Here is a 25,485-nt window from a genome sequence, read left to right as displayed (position 1 = left end):
ATATATATTTTTACGCCATATTAAGTTCAGTCATAACTTTCAACTTTTCATGTAGTAGATTAAAAATTTCATCTTTATAGTCACATTTTTTCAATTTTTTAATTGCTTCATCCTTTATTTGTGACACTCTTTCAGTTGTTATCATAAGTGCCTTTGCAATTTCTTTATGCAAATACACTTTACCATCTAAAAGACCAAAACATAGATTTAGCACCATCTTTTGTTTTGGGTTTAATACTTCATCAAATATTAACCATATCTCATAATTTAAATCTTCAATTACCATCTCATTTATTGAAGGAATTGTTGAATTATCATCATAGAATGGATTTGATATACCTATATCTTCATTTATTGTATCTATATCTAAAGTCATAGTAGTAGCTCGCTTATAATATACGTTGTGCCTAATGAACGCTTCGCTAGTTACATCTAACTCTTTTACAACTTCCTCCACCGAAGGGGTTCTGTTGTACATTTGTAAATATTTATCTTCTAACTCGACATATTTTAAATTAAATTGATTCACATAATTAGGTATTTTAAAAGGCCCAGACTTTTTTTTACATATAATTCCTAACATACTTTTTTGTATCCACCAATAAGCGTATGTGGAAAAGCAATAGCCTAAAGCCGGATTAAAATCTTCCATTGCCCGTAACATTCCCTCATTTCCTTCTTGAACCAGATCATCAAACTCTATATCAGGGTGCTTATTTTTGTACTTTCTTGCAATAGAGAATACTAGTCCTACATTCACATAAAACAAATAATCACGTAGATCCTTTTCACCATGCTTGTACCGCTGAAATAATTTTAAACTTTCTTGTTTTGGTAGTATCTTATAATCTCCTATTTCCTTAATTTCAAAAGCGTTTCCTTCTGGATAAGCCATTGGCTTAATACTTCTTGCAGTAGAACCTTGTGTTATAGTTTTATGTAATGACTCATCGCGATTCAAGCTGCTATATGATTGATTCATACCTATTCTTCCCTTCTCATTTTTAACGAATTGTTTCTAAAAACATCTTTGTCTCCTTTTGTAGGCTACTAATCAACTTACAATTCCTTGCACATGTATTGGCCACTTCTTTATGTGCTTTTGTTTTTCTCAATTCTATATAAATATCGCATCCTTTGCAGATGCTACTAATACCTTCCATTATTTCTAATTGTCTTCTTCTTTCATATAAAAACTGCTCTTTCGTTTTCTTCTCGCTTACTCGTCTCCCCATTCGTTTCACCTCGTATACATGAATAGTATTATTTGGTAATTAAAAACTACTATTGATATTACATAGATACGAAACTCCATCCTAAAACTTTTCCAAATTTATCCTGTATGTATATGATATAGGATTATAACAAAATTTAAAACTAATTGTTCTAAAAATTTAAAAAACACCGAGATATTAAAATATCCATCATTTCCTTATGATTAAACTAATTATATTTATATAAATCTTGATAGTCATGAAGGTTTATATCCAACTTAAACCTTCATAACTATCAAGAACACGTATGAAATAATAGATGTTTTGTATTCTTCTATACAAAACATCCGTTTAGAAAGAGTAAAAAATAGATTTACCTTTAAAAATTCCAAATTTATATTTCCTCGAATCTCATATGTAAATTTTGTATAATTAACATAGAAATTTCAATTTTATAAAAAACAATCATTCTAGTTATGGTATAGAAAAGTAATTAATCATTTCTATCCCGTTTTAATATGTTTTTTAACTTATTTTAATTAAAATAGCGTTTATCTCACTTTCGCTATTGCTGGAATATAATCGTTTAGCAATAAATCATCTAACCCCTTTCCAAGTTTAATATCCCAACTTGCATAATTAATACTTATCCCTTCTTGATAAAGCGTTTGCGCACATTCTAATAACGACCGCTGAACATCTGAATTTGTAATCATATCCATATCTAAAGCGAACGTCGCCTGTTTAACTCCCATTTTTTTTAATGGTTCAATTAATATTCTCCATACTTTAACCCCGGGTATTGATACAACTGTGGTACCATACATTGCTTTTTCCTCATTTGTTAGAAGCTCGTCTAAGTTTTCTGCAGCAATATCAGATTTTAGACTACCTTCTGAAATCCATACATTATCCTTTTTTATTAATTCTCCACGTTCCCAACTTTTCAGCTCTCGACTCGGTACTGCTACATGTATTGGCAATGGATTCCCAACTCCTGTTCCATGAAATCTCCCACCTGAGCTGATCCAAATATATTTACTTTCTAACTTTAATTGTACTTCACCTAATTTTTCACCCTTATAATTAATTTCATACCATTCTTTAACATCGATTTTACCTTTAAATATAGACTCTATCTTCCCATTGATTTTATAGGTCACCTCTATGGTATTGGGTTGCTCAATAACTTCTGCCTTAAAGCTTGGATTATGATTTTTTACAACTGTCATATATTCAGGATTATCAATTCTACATTGAAAACCGCATATCTGATTATATATATTTCTCTGCGGTATTAATAAAGAATCTCTCCTTCCTGCAAACGTGAAATATCTTCCATCCTTTGTTTCATTTGCATAAAATCCTGGAATTCCAACAATATAACTTGTTTTCCCCCTTACTTTTTTTATTAGCTCTTTCGTAGTATCCCAAGGTTTAAGAGGAAAACTTTTGTAATTCCTAATATTTATTACTTCTCTTGTAATCCTACGTTTTGATCCCCTTAACATTTTAATATGTTCATCTCGCACGTCTAGAAATTCTAGGAATAAAGTGTAAATAATATCAAGGGTGTAATCACTTTTCTTCCTACGTTCTTTAATTATCTGATCTTGAGAAAAGTCATATCCCCGTTTTTGATCTTCAGCTACTATATGTAAATAGCCTGCTTCCCCGAATTTTGTTTCTGATGAAATTCGTCCGCATATTATTTTGGTTTCAGAATCATTAACCATGCACCATCCTTGTTTACCACATATAGGGCATGTTGTTCTATAATATTCAAACCATCTCTCATTACTCCCCTTATTCATGCTTCTCACTGGTCTTAATACTCTACTTGCTGCTAACTTTTCAATTGACATCACATATCTCCTTTTCCCTTAATCAAATAAAAAAGCCCTTTGGAATACGGAGGTTAAATACCACACAAACGTGTAATTTAATCCGTAACCCGAAGGGCTTTATGTAATCAATAGAAAATAAAAAAAATTACAATTTATAATAAGAATATACTAAAAATTCTTAATTTAATCAAATAATCTCAAGATTTTATTAAACTCCACACCATAATTATACATGAGCATCTCACTCCTTAACCCCTTTTGGGCTCTTTGAAGCGAGAACTTCTTCAGGATCAGATGCTATTTTAGCAATCTATATTTACCAAGCTATAAGGATTCCCGTTTTTAACGGTTCATTAATGATTCTCTGCTGAATTTTTTTGATACAGTATATTCCCTACTAACCAATTAAATGCGCTATTAAACGCATTACTGTTTACCATAATATATTCTTTGTAAACAATCATATAATTATCAATCTCATGTCAATATCCACAGAAAATCAATACATCTTACCCACACTTGACATTGACATGTCAAGTGAGATTAACATGTTAAATGAAGTGCACCAACTTTATCACTAGTATTAACCGATTAACATTAACAAGCGGACACTTATCAAAAATGTTTATACCTATCTAAACTTCAAGATCTATATTAGTTGAACATGAGTCCATTGCAACAGATTATACGGAATTATGTTAATTAATAAACTAGCACTGAAAATACTTCAATGCTAGTAAGATATAAAAAGAAACAACACAAAACTATCAATCTCATGTTGATACCTATGAAAAGATAACCGTTTTTTAACCTTTCATTTGTTATTAACATGTTAACTGAGATTAACATGTTAAATGATTAATTTCTTTTGTTATCAATATCATTCTGATTAAGATTGACATGACATTAACAATCTTGTTTCAAAAAAGAAAAATATTTATTAATTTCAAGATTTCAAAGTCTATATCGGCTGCATTTGTCTTCTTTGGTAGTTTTCTCGAAGTGTATCTAGTGTCAATTCATCCTAGAAAATGTTTCGACACTATCAAAACATAGCTAAAAATTCAATCAAGTAATAAATGATGACTGCAATTCAATGATTTTTAACCTTTATTTATCATTGACATATAGTTAAAAAACAACACATAGAAAGTAACACTATCTGTATTGTTAATCTTATATCAACAATTTGTATTTAACATTAACAATTAAGTGGTAGAAATACGCAAAAATACAGATCTCGAAGACCCAAGATCTGTATTGGTTAAAAATTTATCTACCACAACTGATTTCTATCGAAATATCAAAAAACACTCTAACAGTACTATAATCGTGATTAGGGAGTAACGAAAATTCCATACAATTGATAGTTTCTTATTAGTAACATCAAAAAAGTCAATAGTTTTCCCTTTGTTTATCATTTACATATAATCTAAGATTGACATGTAAAGTGCTTGTTTTCTTTTGTTATCAATAGTTTTCTAATTGATATTGACATGACATTAACAATAAGTCATCAAAAAGAAGGAGTGTTTATGGTCTTCAAGATTTCAAAATCTATATTGGTGGGAATTTTCTTCTGTGATGGTTTGTTCGAAGCGAATCTAGTGACGAAAGGAATTCAATGATTTTCATCCTTTGTTTATCATTGACATATAGTCTAAAAGTAAAGCGTAGAGAGAAATACTATCTAAATTGTTAATGTTATATCAACAATTTTCGTTTAACATTAATATGATATTAACAATTTAAAAGTTGAAATGCGCATAAAAACAGCTCTGTGGATTTCAAAACCCGTATTAGTTAAAGATTTATCTACCACAACAGATTTCTATTAAAAAACACTCTAACAGAACTAAAGTTATGGTTAGAAACTAGCAAGAACTTCATACAATCGATAGTTTCTTATTAGCATCAAAATATAACAGTTTTCTCTTTATTTATCATTGATATATAACCTGACATTGACATATTAACAGAGTTTGTTGTCCGTTAATAGTAGTGTCATATCAATTACCATTAACGCGTATTGACATAACATTAACAATTGTTGATTCTACCGTTAAGAATATACATACAAATAGAGTTTTAGGTTCTACATCTAGTAAGAGGTCTTTTTTATCGTAAAGTCCCCTGGATAAGTCGGGGAAGATATCATTCTTGAAGGCATTTTGATAGTAGTCAAAAATAATAAATCTCTTTTTGTTACTTCCGATCTAACAGTAGCAATTGTATGAATCAATTTTGATTATATAGAAATCCCTTGTAAAGGGCGGTGCCTCCTATAAAAATGAGTTTATATCAAAAGTAATTCAATAACCTATAATAACCTTCATGTTCATTCTAAAGACTTACTGGAGCCAATAAACCATACATTTCTTAGCTTTCTACCACCGAGTATCATAAATTATTATAAATATAGCCCTTTATTCATTATTAGTATGGGCTTTTCGTTCTACATTTATACATATTTTATAGCTTTTAAATCTTTAAGTTTAATGCTATATCCTTATAATTTATTTACAAATCACTAATATTTTCTTATCATTAATATATTGTAGACTAATTTGTTAATTTCATAGCAACAATAATCATTAATAACTAACGGCTTATTAACAGGACATTAACAATAGTTCATTTAAAAGCCTGATTTATCAACTTCATATCAACAAGTGATGCTATATATATCAATGATACCTTTCATGTGAATGTCAATCGATAAAGGTATTGAGGTTTATATCGTCGAAAGACACTTAACATGTTAATCTCACTTTATATGTTAATTACATTTTGCTATGGCCATTATATTTTAAGGAGGTATAACGATGATTGAACAAGATAACAAAAATACAACTGAACATATGGAGTCCAATAATACAAACTCTAGTCATGAAGATACTTTTGAAAAAGCTTGGCGAATAACAGAGTTTTCTAAATTAGTAGGCCGACATCATAACACCGTATACAATTGGTTCAATATCCTAGAGGAAAAGGGGTTACACGGAACATTAAGAACCAATAATACAAACGAAAAGCTATATAACACACTGGATTTAGACATAGCTTTATTTATCAAACTAAAAAGGGATGAAAAGTGGTCGCTAGATGCAATTATTGAGCTTTTACCACATCAATTTGAACTAAGACCAGTTTCTCCAGAAAATCAAACCAGTGAAGTCTCATCCCAATTAAACATGCAGGAAGCTGCAGCGACTATTGAAAAAATAGTAGAGCAAAAAATTCAAATGCATTTACAAAACATTGAATTAGAGTATCAAGGAAAGTTTGAAGATGCTATACGTGCGGCGCTTCCTGAACCAGAAGACCCTGAGAGGTTAAAAGAGCGCCAAAGACAAGAAAGACTAGATAATATAATTATTCAACATAGAGCGCGTACAGAGTTAAGAAAACAAGCTGAAAAAGAGTGGAATACACAGCCAGAAGAAACTCGTATTAAAAAAGTTGGTTGGTTTAAAAAAGAGGAAGATCTTGCGAGAAAACAACTTTTCATAGAAAACTATATTGATGAGAACATGATTGAATACATGCAAAATGTAATGAAAACAGAAAAATAAGCCTGGAGAATTCCAGGCTTATTTTTTATTTTGATCCGAACATCTTATCAGGATCCATAAATGCCGCTAATTCTTCATCATTTAGCGTTTGTGGTTCTTCATCTTTTTCTGGTTCTAATTCAAAGTAATCACCAAAGTTAATATTGAAATCATCGTCCGAGTCTTGCGCTTCAATAGTAGTAATTTGAGACTTTGTATATTGAATTTGACTTTGTTTTTCCTTGAATTCATTATATTCTTCTACTAATCCTTTAGATAATCGAGATGGTAGTGCATCTGTCTTATAGAAAGTATACACGCTACCCATAAAGTCATTTTTACTAACTAAATAACCATTAAAAACAGTTCCATTGATTGGTAGTTTATTTGTCACTTCTACTTTTGCATCATCCATAAATGAATCATCAAGGTTCTTCTGTTCATCTAAAATTGCTAACATCCCAAAATGATGTACCTTTGATGCCTCTAAATCTCCATTTTCATTTGTCTTCATCAGGTCAATAGGGTGATGGAATGAGCTTCCTTTCAATGATTCTGAGAACATATCTACAATTTCTTTACTGTTTTCAATTTGATTCATATTACGTGAAACCTTATTAATTACTAAACAGCCTGTTCTTTCTAGTAAAATTCGTTTAAAGTCCTGAGAATCTAGAATTACTGATGTTCCTGAACCATTTGCAGCTGTATTTAACTCATGAATAATATCTCCAATACGCTGATTTGCATAGTCTCGTGAGTTTCCAATGCCTTTTTTCTCATTCTCGTTTAATCCCTTAAACTCATCATAGAAATGTTGGTTATCTGCAAATACAACAAAGGCAACGCCTTTCGCTGGATCATTAGCTAACTTCCAAATTTCTTGTGAAAATTTATTCACCTGTCTTAGTACATCCGGTCCATCTGCTCTAACCGGAAGTGTAACCACAATACCCATTTTAATAAAATCTTTACGTTCAATCGCATTATTGAAAGCAATTCTTGCGTACTTTTGTTGATTTTTGATTAATTCTTCTCTAGGAATTTTCATTGCCATACTTTTAAGTTCTTCAGCTATTACAGGTTTATTATGAAAAGCAGAGAATTCTTCAATTGCTTGAATGATTGTAGATGTACCTGTACCACCACCTAAACCTGCAAAAAATAGCACTAACTCATCAGTTGGTCTAACACGTTCCGTTATAAATTCTTTTAGTTTATCCTTAGCTTCTTCATTTGATTCTAACACCTTTACAGCACGCTCAGGATTCTTACCCAAACCACCTAATTTTAGTGAGACTTGGTTGCTTTTTGGCACGTTTTTCAGTTCTGCTAAATCCCCATCATTACTATTCAATGCTAGGCAATTATACACTGCTGTACCGTCTGTATGCTTATACTCAGCAAACTTATCTACCATTCTAGTTCCAGCTTGACCAAAACCAACCATAGTCATTTTCACTGCTACTTCGTTTTTCAGAAAGTTTTTTGCCATTATTTTATCTCTCCCTTATTCTCATTATTTTTTTTGCGTTTGCTTAATTCAACTAATACTTGCTGCCCTCTAATAGTTGAAATTAAAAACTTATACGGATGCATAATTTTTTCTGTTATTAATGACATTGAAGCTAAAGTAGCAACACTACCTTCCGCTGATCTTCTTGAAATGTTAGTTCTTTCAAGTTCTAATGAATAGGATTTACCCTTAGGTTTCTTTACTCTCCTATCAATAACAACACTTTCTACTATCTCATTTATTGAAATACCTCTCATATATTTTGTTTCTTGGTATTGTTTGTTTACTTGAGATCCTATGTAATGAAATACATTGTAGAGTATTTCGTCTTCTTCAATAATGTCTGCAAACATTTCCACAGCTTCTTCAGTAAATTTGTTTTGTTTATATTTTTCACTTAATACCTCGTTCAAGTTGTTCCCCCCTTAAAACGTTGGTTAATTATTCCTAAAAATATATTACATCATTGCAAGACGTATATCAAGTCATTATATATAAGACTTATATCGAGTTGTTATATATAAGGCGTATATAAGATGCACAAAATGTAAAATTGAACTAATGTCTTATATACCAACAATAATTATATAAGACGTACATAAAAGTCGTTCATATAAGCAGTAAACAAAACATGTTAATATCAGGTTTCATATAACTAACAATAACTATTAAATTATAAATATGAGTGCAGTATTTATGTATATTTTTATCTAGAATTATAATTCTGATATATAATACTTCTAAAATAACATTCTATTATCATGGTCATTATATTTATACACCTTATATACACGAACTACATATACGACGTATAGAAAAACACTTATTATTAAAGGTTTTATATACTTTCATATCAATTTCATGTCAATAAAATATTACCAAGAAATTTCGCACATCCTATTTGAAAGACTTACATAAAAGACTTATAAACAAGACGTGTATATACCCCTAAAAAAAAGAGTAATACTTCTTGAGTATTACTCTTTTAACTATATAGTTTTATATAACACACTTAGTTTATTAAACAGATCTTTATGATCCCGCTTCTTTTTTAATAACTCATTTTTCTGTTGGTTGTCTACAGAAAGGAAAGGGGATGTCAATGTCATGTTATATGTAGTTATTTCTTTTATTAATTCGGAAGTTATTTCTGAGATTTGTAGGAATAGCACATAAAATTGTGATTCATTTTCATTCATTTCATTCTCTTTGAAATTAAGTTCTACAAACTTGTCAGTATAACTTGTCAATTTCATATCAATATAATCGCTATAACTAACATGTGAAGTCATTATGTCATTAAACTCAGCCACACTTGTTAATCTCTTTGTTAGGCATAGATTTACTAAATAAATCCTGTATACTGCTTTAAATGAAATAACATATTTAGCTCTATTTTTTATTAATTGGATGTATTCACCGTATTTATTGATTAAATACCTTAATTGATTAGATTTTATCCTCAAAATTCTACTAACTTGTGTGGTATTATACGTTTTATAAGGATCTAGAGCTGCAAACCTTGGTGGAATAATCTCATGTTCGTTACTTAACGTGTTAGTTACTTTATTATAAAGAAAGTCCGTTTCAAATTCACTTTGTATTATCTTTGTTATTAACCCATATTCTGTGTTCCAATTCCGCATATTTTCACCCCTTAAATCAAATTGTAACATGCAAAATATGAAATATACACAATTTTCATTTACTTTATTATGTTTATTTACTTATTTCTTTTATGATGTGAATTTTCCTTCTGATTAACAAATACCGCAACAGAATTAAATGCAAGTATATATAATACATAGCTTCATCTATGCAAAAGTATATTCACTGTACATTTTATCTATTTTTGATACTCTACACATATATGACGGAATACATATGACGAATCCTTTTTTATCATTAGAGTTCGTCATATGTCCTCTTATCACTGTCGAAATACATATGACGAACTCTAATAGCAGATTTTCACTTGATAACATTAGATTTTATTACGCACACCTGACGAAATAATATGTATTTTTAAACCAAGAGTTCATAAGGGATAATGGGTTACTTTTTTGCAAATTTCAGTTAAAATATACACTAATCATTTTTATGTTCTGAACTGCTTAATTTATCCAACATTAATTACTTTCATTTCATGACAATTGCACCCGATCTTATGCAGATTTCCGTATATTATTTCCATATCAAGGGAGTGTGTAAAATTGAAAAAATCATTTGATCATGCCGTTAAATATATCGTCGGAGAGAATGATCGTGGAGTTTATTTTAATCGTTCTGACATTTTTACAGTCTTATTTTTATATGAACAACGAACAGTATCTCAAATTCAATTACGAAAATTTTACGAATTGATAAGTGGGGGACCTATAAGTCGAACCACATTTTCATCCAAGTTAACAAAGTGGGCAAAAATGAAATTAATAAAAAAAGAAAATATAAGTGTGAGAAAAAAGCGCGGCTTTACATTGGATTTCGTTTCTATAGCTTCAAAAGGAGCAGAAATATTACATCGTTTAAAATTAATTACTGATTGTAATACCTCGTTTGTTACCAAAAGGCAATATGAACACAATATAGCTATTACACAATTTGTGCTAAATCTACTTGAAGCAGAATCTCAAAATGAACATACCGGTGCAATTGTAGGTGGTAATGGCGATTATCTTTTTCCATTAAACTCAATTGTGAAGCAAAACTTACATTTACCCAACCTAATGTATTCCAATTCAAATAATGTTTACTTTTTATACGAAGATGAAGAGTATCGCGAAATGTTTCAGCCAGAACTTCAACCCGTTTCCTTCCAACCAGATCTACCTCAACTCGTTTATTCATTTCGTCCATCTAAAGAGTTTTATCCCGATTCAAAGGGAAACCCTTTAATCATTCCTGATTGGGTTCTTACATGTAACGATTCTATTATCAATATTGAAGTTGATACAGGAACAGAAAACATTCCATTTCTAGAAAACAAACTAAAAAAATATCTTGATATCGCTGCTTCTAATCCGTCTAAACGGTTTTACGTGTTATTTTCAGTAATCGATGATTCTTATCATACAATTTCTACTTACAAAAAAAGAACTGCACGTGTAACAAATTTAAAAAAGGCTTTCAGCAATATACCACGTTTAAGTGTAGTGAATAACCTACATGTTTACGTATGCAATATGGGTGGATCAGAACTTGTAATAAACAATATTCTTCAAGAAATTCGCGAAATTAATAGTTTAAGCAAAAGTCATCTGTTCAAAAAAATCACTGAACGTTTGAACATAAATTCTTCTTTCCCTTATTCGGTAGAGTGGATATCTAATAAAAACGAAATGCAAACGAAAGGGATTCAGCACTCAAAACTACTTGAGCTAACAGATGACATTTTGGTATTACGAAAAAAAGCACCTGATGAAGAAAAAAAATCTTTAGATTACTTAGAAATATTGTGTATATTAACAATACTTAAGGTAGGGGAGGTTAACACACACTTAAAATTACAGCAATTATCAGGATTGTTGGCCATGCAAAATCAACACCGAACACTAAACCCAATTAAGATTTTGGGGATATATGGAGCGGATGAATTAGAGCATGGGCAGCAAGCCATTTTTACTGATTTGTATCACAATTCCATAGCACCAGAGAATATATTATTGGCTACTTCTGCTGAATTGCTTAATTTCACCGCTGCTTTTTATTCGTTAAAAGAGAGGGTGAAACAAGAATTTGGAGAATGCAGTTCAAAAAAATGCTGAACTCAATCATGCACCAGGTAATGGGGAGGATCCAAAAGCCGGAAAGAGCAAAAAAAATTCCTATACAGTTACAATCGACATTACAAAAAGCTGGAAATATCGTTTAGCAGCCCGCTCATCTTACTATGTTGTGACATTACTACTTCTGCTAGCTTGGTATTTTGCTTTTAGAGGAATATATAAATACGCTTCTTTCTGGTCAATACAAATGGGGGCTCCATTACCTACTTTAAGTATCTTCGGTAATCCGTTTGAAACTAATTATTACATTGAAACCTTTTTTAGCTTTTGGATTTTAATTTATACTTGGCAACTATCAACCAAGGTTAAGACCTATCAGGAGATAAAGCGTAGATGGTTTATTTTCTCGATGATGTTAATTGGTATAGTTGCCCAGTACTTATGGGCATTTAGTGTCCCATTAGCTAAGATATTTATTCCATTCTTACATTCGAAAGCTGGAGAAGTTTCACTACATGACAAAGGATTAGAGGATACTATACTTTCAAACTTTAGTAATATCATGCACCTTGTATTTGCTATACCTGTAATTATTATTATTCTCGTACTCTTATGGCTCTTTAAGATTTTTTATGAACATAAAAAAGAGCTTTTAGATGAATTCGGAAAATGGGAATACGTATTTAAAATACCTGGTTGGATGCTTTCCTTTTTGAATGATGATCGTCAACGAAAACTTGCTACTTCATTACACAGATTTTTCACTGAAAAAAATCCATCAAAATTGCCAGAACCCGATATCTTTCTTGGTCCTAACAGTGCTACACGGGAAATGGCAGTAATACAAGGCAAGTCTTTAACACTTAATATAATGATCATCGGTAACATTGGTACAGGTAAATCAGCTGCACTAGGTTTACCAATTGCTAATCAAATTCTTGACTATATGGCTTCAATGATTAATAACTTTAAAACCTTATATGCAAGAAAAGATTATCATTCAGAGGATGTAAAAGGAACGCAGGTAAATGGCCTTACAGTTATCGAGCCATCTAATGACTTCTGCGAAAAGGTATATAACTTGGTATTGGCACACAAGATTCCCGATAGTGTTATTTTCTATTTAGATCCAACAAATCCTGATACCCCTTCAATAAATTTCGTACGTGGTCCAGTTGATAAAGTTGCTGAGATGTTATGTTCAGTATTAACGGGGCTCTCTGATAATGGAGCAGGAAATCCTTTCTTCGTTCAATCTGAGCGTTCCCATCTTAAACAACATATTTACTTGTTAAAACTCCATGATTCAAAATTTGAAGCTAGATTTGAACATTTAATTGATATGTATAATGATGCTAATCTCGTTTTTGAGATGCATCTCAAGTTAAAAGGGCGACTTCCAAATGATATTGAATCTATACCTGATAGAGATGAGAGAAATCATTGGCGCATAATGAAGCAAGTTGATGAATGGTTTGATTTAAATTATGTGCCTGAAATTTCTGGCGGTCGTGGGGGAGGGGAAGTTGTTTATCATACTGAAGGGAAATACTATGGGCAGCCAAAGATTATCGATAAACAAGAAACCTTCGTTCGTGGTTTACGAAACACATTAAATGATATTTCAGCTCAACCTCTGCTCCGTCGTGTATTATGTGGTCCATCAGATTTTGACTTTGAAAAGCATTTGGAATTTGGAGGCATCCTTTTAATCAATACTGCGAAAGGGGAACTTTCTGATTTATCTGATGTATTCGGTAAATTATGTTTGTATGCCGTGCAGAATGCCGTTTTCCGTCGTAAGCCTAACGTATCTCCTTACCATCCTGTTTTAGTCGATGAGTTTGCTGATTACATTTATAAAGCATTTAAAAGTTTTCCTGCTCAATCACGTAAATATAAAGCCCCTTTAATTGTTATTGCACAAACCATTAGTCAATTAGCAATTGAACATGGCCCAAGATTCATGGATATCCTGTTAGGTACATTTCGTAATAAACTTGTTTATGGTGATGTTACTAATGAAGACGCTAAATTGTTTAGTAAACTTATGGGTACGAAAACAATTTATGAGGCACGTGAAGGTGATCAAGAAATTGATATGGTAACAGCTGAAACGAAAACACAAAGTACCCGTAGAACATCCTACTCTTATTCAAAAACAGAGGTACCCATTCTATCTGAAAATGATATATTGATTCAAAAAGCATTCCAGTGTGCTGCTAAAATTGTAAAAGATAACGCCCCACAAGGTGGAATACAAGTAAATGCAAACTTTGTTCCTTCTATTGAGTTTAAAACAGCTAAAATTCAAGTTGATGCAGAAGCAGCTGCTTATTGGTTGAAAATTCGAGAAGAGTCATTGAATGCGGAAATGAAATATGATGATTATGTCACAGATACAGATGTTGATAGTGAAGAAAATGTAATTGAGGAATTGAGTACACCTACAACAGTGCCGACTGCAGTAGAAGGTTGGTTACAGAAGTTAAATCCTGATACTTATGATTATTACAATAACGAAGATGATACAGATAATGAAGATGAATTAACAAATAATCAACCTGTGCAAGATAACTCCAGAAAATCTGCTCCAAGACTTGAAAAAGGGGAAACTATAGCATCAATTCCTACTTCTAATAAAACAGAACACGCAAAAATTAATGAAGTGATTAATGTGCAAAAAGAGAATGTACCAGATAGAAGTAAACATAGAGAGCCTATTGAATTTATCGAGAAAGCACCAGCTATTACTGAAACTCCAATAGAAGTGCCAAGGGCGAAGCATACACCACAATATAGAGAACCTGCTTACACATCAACTGTTATCCATAATCAGCAGGAACAGGAAATTCAACGAACTGCAGAAATCAATGGTAAAAATACAACATCTAACTTAACAATGCAATGGTTACAACAAATGGCTGCCACTGTTCTTCAAGAAGAAGAAAATACATTACCTTTTGATGAAATGGAAGGTGGCTCTCGTCTTCACAATCGTAAAGTAGCAGAAGTAACCCCAGAAAGTGCGGCAATTAAGGATAAACTCAGTCAATATATCGAAGGTGACATTAATCATGATTGATGCACTCAGCATATAACGAATATTTATAACGGTAAAAAGGTGTGGGTTGTATACTCATACCTTTTTATTATTTCATATTCCACTTTCCGCAAGAAGACCATTTCTTTATGCTAAAATTTAATTGAGTTTGTGTAGAAGCAAAAAATGGATTAAATATTAAGGGTTGGAGGAATGACATTGGAAATAGCTAAATTAAATTTGCCCATTGATAGTATGCACTTTTTACTTAATCATCAAATTAAAGGAAATGAATTCGAATGTCTCAATGTAGAATTTTACACCTATTCAAATGGTTTTCTTTTAGATGTAGTGGAATGGACAAAACAAAATGATTTTTCTCTACCGATATTGGATAAAGAATATACAGAAGCGTTTTTAGCGAGTTTAGAGAAGTTTAAACCATACCTTGTTATTGGGAGCAATATAGACTCAGGCAATCTAATTACTATCTACCAACCCACAGGAGAAATATATGAGCTAGAACATGAAATTACAGAAAGAGTAGAAAGATATTTTGTTAATTCTTCTATAGAGAAAATGCATTCGTGCTTCAATTGCTTTAAAAAGTATTGGGTTCAGCTATTAGAGCAGGGGCACTACAAAGATTGTGATCTAATAAAGACTTTTCATGATTTGAAGAACAAATTGGTGGAGCTTGATAATAACATATTAATTAATGATGATAACTACAATAGACACTTTTGGAATTGTTTATATCATGGCAATTTAAACTTTCTTTTGGAAAAGTCAGACGAGAAATAGATTATCTTTAATTGAGATACTTACTGGAGGAACGTGTTCAATACTATGGGAGATATTTTGTTAAAATGTAAAATCAAAATTGTGATGATTTTCACTTAAACAAACGGGGCAGGTTAGTTTAAATTCAATTAAAAAGACAATAACAAAAAGGAAGGGCAACAGACTGCCCCTTCCTTTTATAATTCAGGTAATGAAACCCTTGCAATAACACTTTCGTCTTCAGTTAAAATCAAAATTTGATAATTGGCATCCACATCTCCGTCACCAAATTTCTGAATAAAGGCTTTTCGCAATTTTTTTCCCTGCTTGCTTTCTTGTTCGGCATCTACAAACACATTAATATTCCCTGCATAATGCTCATCCGCCTCAACCCTATACTCCATATTGAAATCATCGACCAACACGGGGTCAATCATGGCTTTAAGGTCAGTATCTATGAAGGTTCTTGCTTTTTCGATTCTCCTATTGTCTTTCTCAATCGCCTGGTTTGCTGCCTCCTCCAACTTAGCAGATTTTTTTTCTTTAGCGGCTTTCTCTTCTTCTGTTAACTCTGGATTTTGAATGTTATACAGCATGTCTTCCAGGTCGTCACACACAACCCCAGGACTCGAAGCATTTGCAACCATTTCATCTATGCTGGCGTTTGTGATCCCAGCTTCTTCCAACTGGTCCCATTCCTTGTCAAGAAACCCGCACTTACCATATTTGCTGTCATAGATGACATTGCTTGCTTTCTTTGTTACAGCTCCTGTCTCTAATTGAAGATAAACCAAGGGCAATAGTACTGCTGCTACAACTCCGGCAATGATTAGCTTTGTCGATTTTCTCAAGTTGACCCGTCCTTTTATGTGAAATATTTGCAATAAAGAGCATAATTAGCATAAAACATTGGAAGCCGCATATCAATTAAAAATTTAAGCAAAAACAAACCAAGGCTCAATTCATTTCCGATCCGCTTGACTTGCATTTCTCCTGTAAAGTATAGAAACGCATAAATGTACTACGTGTTTGAATCTTGATATACGAATAATCTATTGCTACATAGTCTTTTAGAAGGGGACTTTATTACTGCTAGAAACTTTTTAGACTATCAATGGATTCTCAATTACCCGTCATGATGAACGGAAGAATACATATGGCTATTACCCTGAAGAAAAATGACTGAGGTGTTTTCTTTCTTCAACAACGGACAAAGCATTCCTTTAATGCTTTGTGAACAATTACACTTAAACAAACGGGCGCGATTGTTGAACAAAAAATAAAGGGTGATACATATTACACATGACTAATATGTATCACCCTTTATTTTTTATGACTTTTTGTGTTTTAGGTATTGATAATAAATTTAAAGGTATCTGCTTCTCTTTACATTGATTCTATAATCATTTGTCTTTCATACCACTTGTTTAGTTTTTCATTAACACTTTTTGAAATACGCTTCATTTTGTTATTACAGAATCTTGATAGCGTAGCAGGGGATAGACCTATTTCATCAGCTATTTCACGCATTGTTTTATTTTGATGCATATGCTGATACATAATTTTTTCTCGTATCATATCTTCTGATCCTTCAGGAGTTTGTTTTACAGTCTCTGCAATATAATGGTCCTCCGGATTCTCTTGCATACCTATTGCTTTTTTCTTTACCATACTATCTATATTATTCATCAATTCTTTTGGTGGTAAGATAATGATTCCTAATTTTGAATAGTAATTCTTAAACCAATTACGTTCTCCTATCTTTGTTTCATCCAATTCCTCTGCATACGCCCAATGTGAAATTACATTTTCTTTTTCTAAATCAATTAAAACATTTTCTAGTTGTTCACGAATTCGAGTTGGGCGACCCTTTATGGTTGTAATACCCATTACAGATAGTAAACCTTTTTCTCCACCAATGGAGTATGGTCTTTTTAAAGTACTGTATTGTTGACGGATTCGCCACTGCCAGGATAAATAACGTATTAAACGTTTATGAAACTTGTGTCTATAGCTATTATACTCTAATGCTTTTTTCGATAATAAAGCAGTTGTGCTATTAGATCCATACAAATAACCTGATAAGAAACTACCTGGCTTAATCTTACAGGATTCTATTCCCATGTATTCATTAGTATTCTTATCTCTCCATAACACTACAGAATCAAGTACGAACAGCCTTTTGATTACTTCACGTTTCATTTCGAATTGTTTCCCAGTTTCTGCTTGATCGTTCAGTACTACAACTTCATTATCATCATTCAAATAAATAAAGATACTAGCTAAAGCTGCAATACGTTGTGCTATTTTTATCTTATCTTCTGCGCGATAATACTCTACACCGTTTGCAGATGCTTTTGGCATATTGCACAATTCCAATACGTTTTCATAACTAAAATCTATGAATTCGTCTGGAGATTTAGCTTGATTTAACCACTGAATTGTAATGGTATCCAAACAATCTGCTGTAAGGTCATCCATATTACTAATTACTCCATCAACCAATATAGACCATCTTTCTGCTTCGTTTGTGTTAACTAGTCTCAAGTCTTCATCCTTATGTGAGGATAGTTGTGCAACTCCACTTGAATTTTTCGTTTCTAATGGCAATACCGGTTTTGCTACTGCTTCATCTTCCTCAAAATGATTTTTTGCTATTCCATCACGTAGTTGATAATACATTGCGTCATTGGTTACAGGATAGTAATCATCCGATATATCTTCTATATGTTCTGTTACCTGACTATCTTCAAAAATTGAAATTTGAGTTGGTTCAACTGCTTCAACTTTTTCTCCAAATTCTTGTTCAATGATCTTATCTAGTACATTTTGAATCTCAATTTTATATTTATCCAGATTGGCATAAATGTTCAACAACGATATTCCTTGCTCTTGTTTTTGACCTAACCAAGAAACAAGCGTTGAAAAGGAAGGGGACATATTAGCAGATGTTACTAATTTATCGTGATTCTCTTGTACTTCTTTATAATATTTATTCCATTTGCCCCATAACTGCTTATTTTCTTCATAAATTGGAGCAGCAAGTAGGAGGGCATCACTGAACAATACTAATACTTTTTCCATATTTAAGTACCTCCTAACAATGTAATAACCAATATAATTTAAATCCTAACACTATGAAACGTCATAGCTATATGATGGCTACATAACCTTTAAGTTGAAATGTTATCTGAATAATCCGCGCAATTATTGATTTTTACACGTTTTATTATGGATCATTTAAATTATCTTTACTTGTCTTTAATTATATAAAACTGTTTCTATTTGTAAAATCATTACTTTACAATACAATTTCAATTTTTAAAAGTTTTTAATGCTCAAATTCAGTTACTGTTACATTTTTAACATCTATATTTTTGATTCAAAAAGTTGTAAACCCGAGTGGTAAATATGTTGATGTAAGTCCTTGGATATCGTATTTTTCAGTTTTCCATTCCCTAAATCTTCTTCATCAACAATAATAGTTTTTGGTGCGAATCGATTTGTTAGCTTGATAATTATGGGGCTTTCCTCTAAAAGAACCAAAGCAAGCAATAAAAGCGCTTGCATAATTAAAAATCCGAGTTATAATACTTGTATACAAGTATACTTGATTAACACGAGGTGAGTTTATGACGAAATCAATGGAATTTCTTTATCCTGAAAAATGGCTTTCAAAAGCTTCTACAGGTGATCGTGTTGCGAGCGAACTGAGAATGCGCATTATTGCAGGTGAAATTGAAAGCGGTACCATCCTATCGGAAAATAAATTAGCTGCCGATTTTTCTGTAAGTCGGTCACCCGTTCGTGAAGCATTAAAAGTACTAGCTTCTGAAAATATTATTCGCTTAGAAAGAATGGGCGCAGTTGTCATTGGTTTAACCGAGAAAGAAATCGAAGAAATATATGATGTTCGTTTACTTATAGAAACGTTTATCTTTGAGCGACTTGTAAAGATGGACACAAATGATTTAGTAAGAGAACTAAATAAAATAATGGAAATGATGAAAATCGCCATTAAATATCATGATTCTGATGAGTTTTCTTATCAAGATCTCTTATTCCATGAAACGATTATTCGAACCATTGAGCATTCCTACATCCTGATGATTTGGAATAATTTAAAGCCTGTTATGGAAAGCTTAATCCTTTTATCAATGCGTACTCGTTTCAAGGAAAAGTACGAAGACTTTGAACGGGTTATTAAAAATCATGAGCTTTATATAAAAGCAATCGAATCCAAAGATCGAGCCCTCATGATTGAGGCCTTACATCAAAACTTTGATGATGTTCAAGGGAAAGTTGAAGATCTCTGGATGTCACAACAAATGTTATCTAAAGGAGTAGAGCAAGGACATGAGTAGCTATATGTTAGGTATAGATATCGGTACAACAAGTACGAAAGCAGTTTTATTTACTGAAAAAGGCGAAGTCATCCAAACCGAGAATATTGGTTATTCACTTCGCACACCGGATATATCCACAGCAGAACAAGATCCAGAAGAGATTTTCCAAGCTGTTTTACAAGCGATATCAAATATATCGAAACAGCATTCAGATAAAAAACCATCGTTTATTTCATTTAGCAGTGCTATGCATAGTGTCATTGCTATGGATGAAAATAATCAGCCGCTGACACCTTGTATCACCTGGGCAGATAATCGTAGTGAGGCATGGGCACATAAAATCAAAGATGAACTGAATGGCCATGAAATTTATAGACGAACAGGAACACCTATTCACCCAATGTCACCATTAAGTAAAATTACATGGATTGTGAATGACCATCCGGAAATTGCTATTAGAACGAAAAAATATATTGGAATCAAAGAATATATCTTCAAACAATTCTTTGATCAATATGTTGTCGATCATTCCATCGCTTCATGCATGGGTATGATGAACTTAAAAACGCTAGATTGGGATGAGGAAGCTTTAAAAATTGCAGGTATAACATCAGCTCAATTATCTGAACTCGTACCAACCACTCAAATATTTAGCAACTGCAATCAAGATTTAGCCCAAAAGATTGGTATCGATCCACAAACACCGTTTGTCATTGGTGCCAGTGATGGGGTGCTTTCTAATCTAGGTGTGAATGCAATTCGAAAAGGTGAGATTGCTGTCACAATTGGGACAAGTGGTGCTATTCGGACCATCATTGACAAGCCACAAACAGATAAAAAAGGAAGAATATTTTGTTATGCCTTAACGGAAAAGCATTGGGTAATTGGTGGACCGGTAAATAATGGCGGAATGGTCCTTCGCTGGATTCGTGATGAACTTGCTTCATCAGAAGTAGAAACTGCGAAAAGACTAGGAATTGATCCATACGATGTATTAACTAAAATAGCTAAACGCGTGAGACCTGGTGCAGACGGATTATTATTCCATCCATACCTCGCAGGTGAACGTGCACCATTATGGAATCCAGATGTACGTGGCTCCTTCTTCGGTTTAACGATGTCACATAAGAAGGAACATATGATTCGTGCAGCTTTAGAAGGCGTTATATATAATTTATACACTGTATTCTTAGCGTTAACCGAATGCATGGATGGTCCTGTAACCCGTATTCAAGCAACAGGCGGCTTCGCAAGGTCTGACGTTTGGCGACAGATGATGTCCGATATTTTCGCATCTGAAGTCGTTGTTCCAAAGAGCTACGAGAGCTCTTGTCTAGGTGCATGTATATTAGGTCTCTATGCCACAGGAAAAATTGATTCTTTTGAAATCGTTTCCGAAATGGTTGGCAGTACCTACAAACATACACCGAAAGAAGAAGCAACAAAAGAATACAGACAATTACTGCCGATATTTATTAACCTATCAAGGGCGCTAGAAGACGATTATACACGAATTGCAAATTATCAAAGAAATTTAATAAAGTAAAACTTTCATCAGTAATCCCCCACGCCTCGCTTCTATCTAAATCTCGAGGTGAGGGGGCCTTACTGCCCACGAATAGCGGGATAAATACAAATACAGCTAAGATTAAGGGGGAACTATGATGCCATTAGTCATTGTAGCAATTGGGATTTTAGCATTACTTTTACTGATTATGCGCTTTAAATTAAATACCTTTATTTCATTAATCATTGTATCGGTCGGGGTTGCTTTAGCACTTGGAATGCCACCAGAAAAAATTTTTAAAACCATTGAAGCGGGATTAGGCGGAACACTTGGTCATTTAGCACTCGTTTTTGGACTTGGTGCGATGTTAGGTAAGTTGCTTTCAGATTCTGGGGGCGCACAACGCATTGCCATGACCCTTGTGAAAAAATTCGGTGAAAAGAACATTCAATGGGCTGTTGTGACTGCCTCATTTATTATCGGCATTGCATTATTTTTTGAAGTAGGATTAGTATTATTAATTCCGATTGTATTTGCGATTTCAAGAGAATTAAAAGTTTCTATCTTATATCTCGGTATTTCGATGGCAGCAGCTTTATCTGTAACACACGGATTCTTACCGCCACACCCAGGACCAACTGCTATCGCTGGTGAATTGCATGCAAACATCGGTGAAGTATTACTTTACGGTTTTATGATAGCGGTTCCAACAGTTGTGTTAGCTGGACCTGTATTTACTAAACTTGCAAAAAAACTAGTACCTGAGGCGTTCACAAAAACTGGTAATATCAAATCCTTAGGTGAGCAGAAAGTATTTAAACTGGAAGAAACCCCCGGCTTTGGAATCAGTGTGTTTACTGCTTTACTGCCTGTTCTCCTAATGGCAGTCGCTACAATTATTACTTTGCTGCAAAAAACAATGGGATTCACAGATAATAGTTTACTAGCAGCAATCGAGTTTATTGGGAATGCGGATACAGCCATGTTGATATCCTTACTAGTTGCGATCTATACAATGGGATTGGCAAGAAATATTCCAATCAAAAGCGTGATGGAATCTTGTACAACAGCGATTTCAAATATTGGGATGATGCTCTTAATTATTGGTGGAGGCGGAGCCTTCAAACAAGTATTAATTGATGGCGGCGTTGGTAACTATGTAGCCGAATTATTCAAAGGAACTTCATTATCACCGATCTTACTCGCATGGATTATCGCTGCCATCTTACGTATTTCATTAGGGTCTGCTACGGTTGCTTCATTAACAACTGTCGGTTTAGTGATTCCGATGTTAGGTCAATCTGATGTTAACCTTGCTTTAGTTGTCCTTGCAACAGGGGCTGGTAGTTTAATTGCTTCACACGTGAACGATGCTGGTTTCTGGATGTTCAAAGAGTACTTTGGTTTAAGCATGAAAGAAACATTTGCAACATGGACTTTACTTGAGACTATCGTTTCTGTAGCCGGATTAGGATTTACTTTATTATTAAGTTTATTTGTATAGATCTTTCTACACAATAAAAGGGATACGGAAGCTGTTTAATGTGATTTTTCATGATTGATTAATAAGGATGAAAATTTCTCTTTATTTTTTAACTTGATAGTGATGTGCCGTGTCCCTATAACCTTTTGCACGAATACTGGCGGGGCCTATTGAAATGAAAAAGATTGATTATTTGATTAAAGTGTTATTTTAGGTATATATACTATAATACAGAGTAACATACATGGAAAGGAACGATGGAATATGGCAAAGTTACAAATTGGAGTTGTTGGTGTGGGCGTTATGGGAAAAAGCCTGGCACTTAACTTTGAAAGCAAAGGGTATTCTGTTGCCCTATATGATATTTCAAAGGAAAAAGTTGATGAAATCATTGAGGAAAACCGTGGTAAAAACTTAGTTGGTACTCATATAGTTGAAGAGTTTGTTAACTCACTTGAATCACCTAGAAAGATTTTATTAATGGTTAATGCAGGGGAAATTACAGATAAGGCGATTGATTCTCTAGTCCCTCACCTCGATAAAGGTGATATTTTAATTGACGGTGGTAATACATACTTTGTCGATACAATTCGCCGAAACAAACGTCTTGCCGAAGAAGGAATCAATTTCATCGGTGCAGGTGTGTCAGGCGGCGAAGAGGGTGCATTGAAGGGACCATCTATTATGCCAGGCGGACAGAAGGATGCATACGAAAAAGTAAAGGATATGCTTGAAAACATCTCTGCAAAAGTGAATAACGAGCCTTGCTGTTCTTATATCGGACCTAATGGGGCAGGCCACTATGTAAAGATGGTTCACAACGGTATTGAGTATGGCGATATGCAATTAATTTGTGAAGCATATTTCTTCTTGAAACAAACACTTGATTTGACTGCAGAAGAGTTCCATGAAATATTCGCTGAATGGAATAAAGGTGAACTGAATAGCTATCTAATCGAGATTACAGCCGATATCTTCAAGAAGAAAGATGAAGAAACTGGTAAGCCATTAGTGGATGTTATTCTTGATACTGCAGGACAAAAGGGTACAGGGAAATGGACAAGCCAAAGCGCACTTGATTTAGGTATCTCTCTCCCTATTATCACGGAATCTGTATTTGCACGTTGCATTTCTGCTTTAAAAGAAGAGCGCGTGAACGCAAGCAAAGTTTTATCTGGCCCTAAAGATAAAACAGCAATTGAAGTTGAAAAAGCTGAATTAATCGAAGCAGTGCGCCAAGCTTTATATATGAGTAAAATTTGTTCTTATGCACAAGGATTCACGCAATTGAAGGCAGCTTCTGAGGAATATGATTGGAACCTTGATTTTGGCAGCATTTCTATGCTTTGGAGAGGCGGATGTATTATCCGTGCTGCCTTTTTACAGAACATTAAAGAGGCTTATGAGACAAACACTGATCTACCGAACCTTTTACTTGATCCATACTTTAAAGAGATTGTAGAGTCATATCAAGGCGGATTACGCCAAATTATCTCAATGGCGGTACAACAGGGCATTCCGATACCTGCATTTTCAGCAGCAATTTCTTATTATGACAGCTATCGTACTGCCAAACTACCTGCAAACTTGTTACAAGCGCAGCGCGATTATTTTGGAGCGCATACGTATAAACGAGTGGATAAAGACGGTACATTCCATACAAAATGGATATAAAATAAGAAATGGACTAAGATTAAATTCTTAGTCCATTTTTCATCTCACAATTCACAGGCTATAAGACTCCCACTGATGGAAGTTCACTTTAAACGGATGAATGAATAAAAGTGCGTTTATTTTTCCCATTTAGATGAAAAACCACATAACCTCTAAGTTGAAATGTTATCTGAATAATCCGCACAATTATTGATTTTTACACGTTTTATTGTGGATCATTTAAATTCTCTTTACTTGTCCTTAATTATATAAAACTGCTTGTATTTGTAAAACCACTACTTTACAATACAATTTCAATTTTTAAAAGTAAATTAGTTAAACACACTGATTTTTTGCTTAACGCCTAGATAACTTGTTACTTTAAGCCACACCTTAAATACCCCAGCTGCTTCTTATTTGAAATCACATAGCCTTATCATGGCTATAAACTCTTATTTGAAACTGCATAGCCTTATCACGGCTATTACTTCTTACTTGAAACTTTATAGCTTTATCATGGCTATAGACTCTTATTTAAAACTACATAGCCTTATCATGGCTATTACTTCTTATTTGAAACTGCATAGCTTTATCATGGCTATAGACTCTTATTTGAAACTGCATAGCCTTATCACGGCTATTACTTCTTACTTGAAACTTTATAGCTTTATCATGGCTATAAGCCCTTACTTGAAACTTTATAGCTTTATCATGGCTATAAGCCCTTATTTGAAACTTTATAGCCTTATCACGGCTATAAGCTCTTATTTGAAACTACATAGCCTTATCATGGCTATAAACTCTTATTTGAAAC

At 33.1% G+C, this 25,485-nt stretch carries 16 protein-coding genes; 8 read left to right on the top strand and 8 right to left on the bottom strand.

What is annotated here, in order from left to right:
- Positions 1-10 precede the first annotated feature (10 nt).
- The 3 genes from MR115_RS22260 to MR115_RS22250 form a co-directional block, all read right to left on the bottom strand.
- Positions 11-982 (bottom strand): sigma-70 family RNA polymerase sigma factor, encoded by a 972-nt coding sequence (locus MR115_RS22260; RefSeq protein ID WP_098832381.1) that lies wholly within the window; start codon positions 980-982, stop codon positions 11-13.
- A gap of 22 nt (positions 983-1,004) precedes the next feature.
- Positions 1,005-1,235 (bottom strand): hypothetical protein, encoded by a 231-nt coding sequence (locus tag MR115_RS22255; RefSeq protein WP_098832380.1) that lies wholly within the window; start codon positions 1,233-1,235, stop codon positions 1,005-1,007.
- 530 nt (positions 1,236-1,765) lie between these two features.
- On the bottom strand, positions 1,766-3,079 hold the full coding sequence (locus tag MR115_RS22250) for a DUF3854 domain-containing protein (RefSeq protein WP_242242814.1): 1,314 nt from the start codon (positions 3,077-3,079) through the stop codon (positions 1,766-1,768).
- Between the two features lie 2,807 nt (positions 3,080-5,886).
- Between MR115_RS22250 and MR115_RS22245 the strand changes: the two genes are divergently transcribed.
- Positions 5,887-6,636: a MerR family transcriptional regulator gene (locus tag MR115_RS22245; RefSeq protein ID WP_242242813.1), complete on the top strand. Its 750-nt coding sequence runs from the start codon at positions 5,887-5,889 to the stop codon at positions 6,634-6,636.
- Between the two features lie 25 nt (positions 6,637-6,661).
- Here MR115_RS22245 and MR115_RS22240 read toward each other — a convergent pair whose 3' ends face one another.
- The 3 genes from MR115_RS22240 to MR115_RS22230 all read right to left on the bottom strand — a co-directional run bounded on the left by MR115_RS22240 (position 6,662) and on the right by MR115_RS22230 (position 9,807).
- Entirely contained in the window at positions 6,662-8,110 is a 1,449-nt protein-coding gene (locus MR115_RS22240; protein WP_098562077.1) for an FtsZ/tubulin family protein, read from the bottom strand.
- Positions 8,110-8,544, bottom strand: a complete 435-nt coding sequence (locus MR115_RS22235) for a hypothetical protein (protein WP_242242812.1) — start codon at positions 8,542-8,544, stop codon at positions 8,110-8,112. Before MR115_RS22235 ends, MR115_RS22240 begins: the two co-directional genes overlap by 1 nt.
- Before the next feature lie 576 nt (positions 8,545-9,120).
- Positions 9,121-9,807, bottom strand: coding sequence for a hypothetical protein (locus tag MR115_RS22230; protein WP_242242811.1), 687 nt, complete (start codon positions 9,805-9,807; stop codon positions 9,121-9,123).
- Between the two features lie 537 nt (positions 9,808-10,344).
- Here MR115_RS22230 and MR115_RS22225 point away from each other — a divergent pair.
- The 3 genes from MR115_RS22225 to MR115_RS22215 all read left to right on the top strand — a co-directional run bounded on the left by MR115_RS22225 (position 10,345) and on the right by MR115_RS22215 (position 15,703).
- A complete protein-coding gene (locus MR115_RS22225) occupies positions 10,345-11,895 on the top strand; it encodes a replication-relaxation family protein (protein ID WP_242242810.1) in 1,551 nt (516 codons plus the stop codon).
- Positions 11,867-14,941 carry a type IV secretory system conjugative DNA transfer family protein gene (locus MR115_RS22220; protein ID WP_242242809.1) on the top strand — a complete coding sequence of 1,025 codons (3,075 nt, stop codon included), beginning with the start codon at positions 11,867-11,869 and terminating at the stop codon, positions 14,939-14,941. Before MR115_RS22225 ends, MR115_RS22220 begins: the two co-directional genes overlap by 29 nt.
- A 171-nt stretch (positions 14,942-15,112) precedes the next feature.
- Positions 15,113-15,703 carry an SUKH-4 family immunity protein gene (locus tag MR115_RS22215; RefSeq protein ID WP_242242808.1) on the top strand — a complete coding sequence of 197 codons (591 nt, stop codon included), beginning with the start codon at positions 15,113-15,115 and terminating at the stop codon, positions 15,701-15,703.
- Between the two features lie 176 nt (positions 15,704-15,879).
- On the opposite strand, the gene MR115_RS22210 is transcribed toward MR115_RS22215, so the two are convergent.
- Together MR115_RS22210 and MR115_RS22205 are read right to left on the bottom strand one after the other, a co-directional pair.
- Positions 15,880-16,533 (bottom strand): hypothetical protein, encoded by a 654-nt coding sequence (locus MR115_RS22210; protein WP_242242807.1) that lies wholly within the window; start codon positions 16,531-16,533, stop codon positions 15,880-15,882.
- A 535-nt stretch (positions 16,534-17,068) separates the two neighbouring features.
- Entirely contained in the window at positions 17,069-18,766 is a 1,698-nt protein-coding gene (locus MR115_RS22205) for a helix-turn-helix domain-containing protein (RefSeq protein ID WP_242242806.1), read from the bottom strand.
- Positions 18,767-19,314: 548 nt separating this feature from the next.
- Here MR115_RS22205 and gntR point away from each other — a divergent pair.
- From gntR to gndA, 4 genes are all read left to right on the top strand, one after another.
- A complete protein-coding gene (gene gntR / locus MR115_RS22200) occupies positions 19,315-20,046 on the top strand; it encodes a gluconate operon transcriptional repressor GntR (RefSeq protein WP_000167473.1) in 732 nt (243 codons plus the stop codon).
- Complete coding sequence (gntK, locus tag MR115_RS22195; protein WP_242242805.1) at positions 20,039-21,574, top strand: gluconokinase; 1,536 nt, start codon at positions 20,039-20,041, stop codon at positions 21,572-21,574. The genes gntR and gntK overlap by 8 nt, the downstream gene beginning before the upstream one ends.
- A 118-nt stretch (positions 21,575-21,692) precedes the next feature.
- On the top strand, positions 21,693-23,039 hold the full coding sequence (gene gntP / locus MR115_RS22190) for a gluconate permease GntP (protein WP_242242804.1): 1,347 nt from the start codon (positions 21,693-21,695) through the stop codon (positions 23,037-23,039).
- A gap of 243 nt (positions 23,040-23,282) precedes the next feature.
- Complete coding sequence (gene gndA, locus MR115_RS22185; RefSeq protein WP_098858613.1) at positions 23,283-24,692, top strand: NADP-dependent phosphogluconate dehydrogenase; 1,410 nt, start codon at positions 23,283-23,285, stop codon at positions 24,690-24,692.
- Positions 24,693-25,485: the final 793 nt, after the last annotated feature.

The sequence above is a fragment of the Bacillus cereus group sp. BfR-BA-01309 genome, assembly GCF_022664315.1.
Taxonomy (GTDB): Bacteria; Bacillota; Bacilli; order Bacillales; family Bacillaceae_G; genus Bacillus_A; species Bacillus_A mobilis.
The sequence above is the reverse complement of the archived record's forward strand: the minus strand, read 5'-3'. Positions and strand labels throughout refer to the sequence as shown.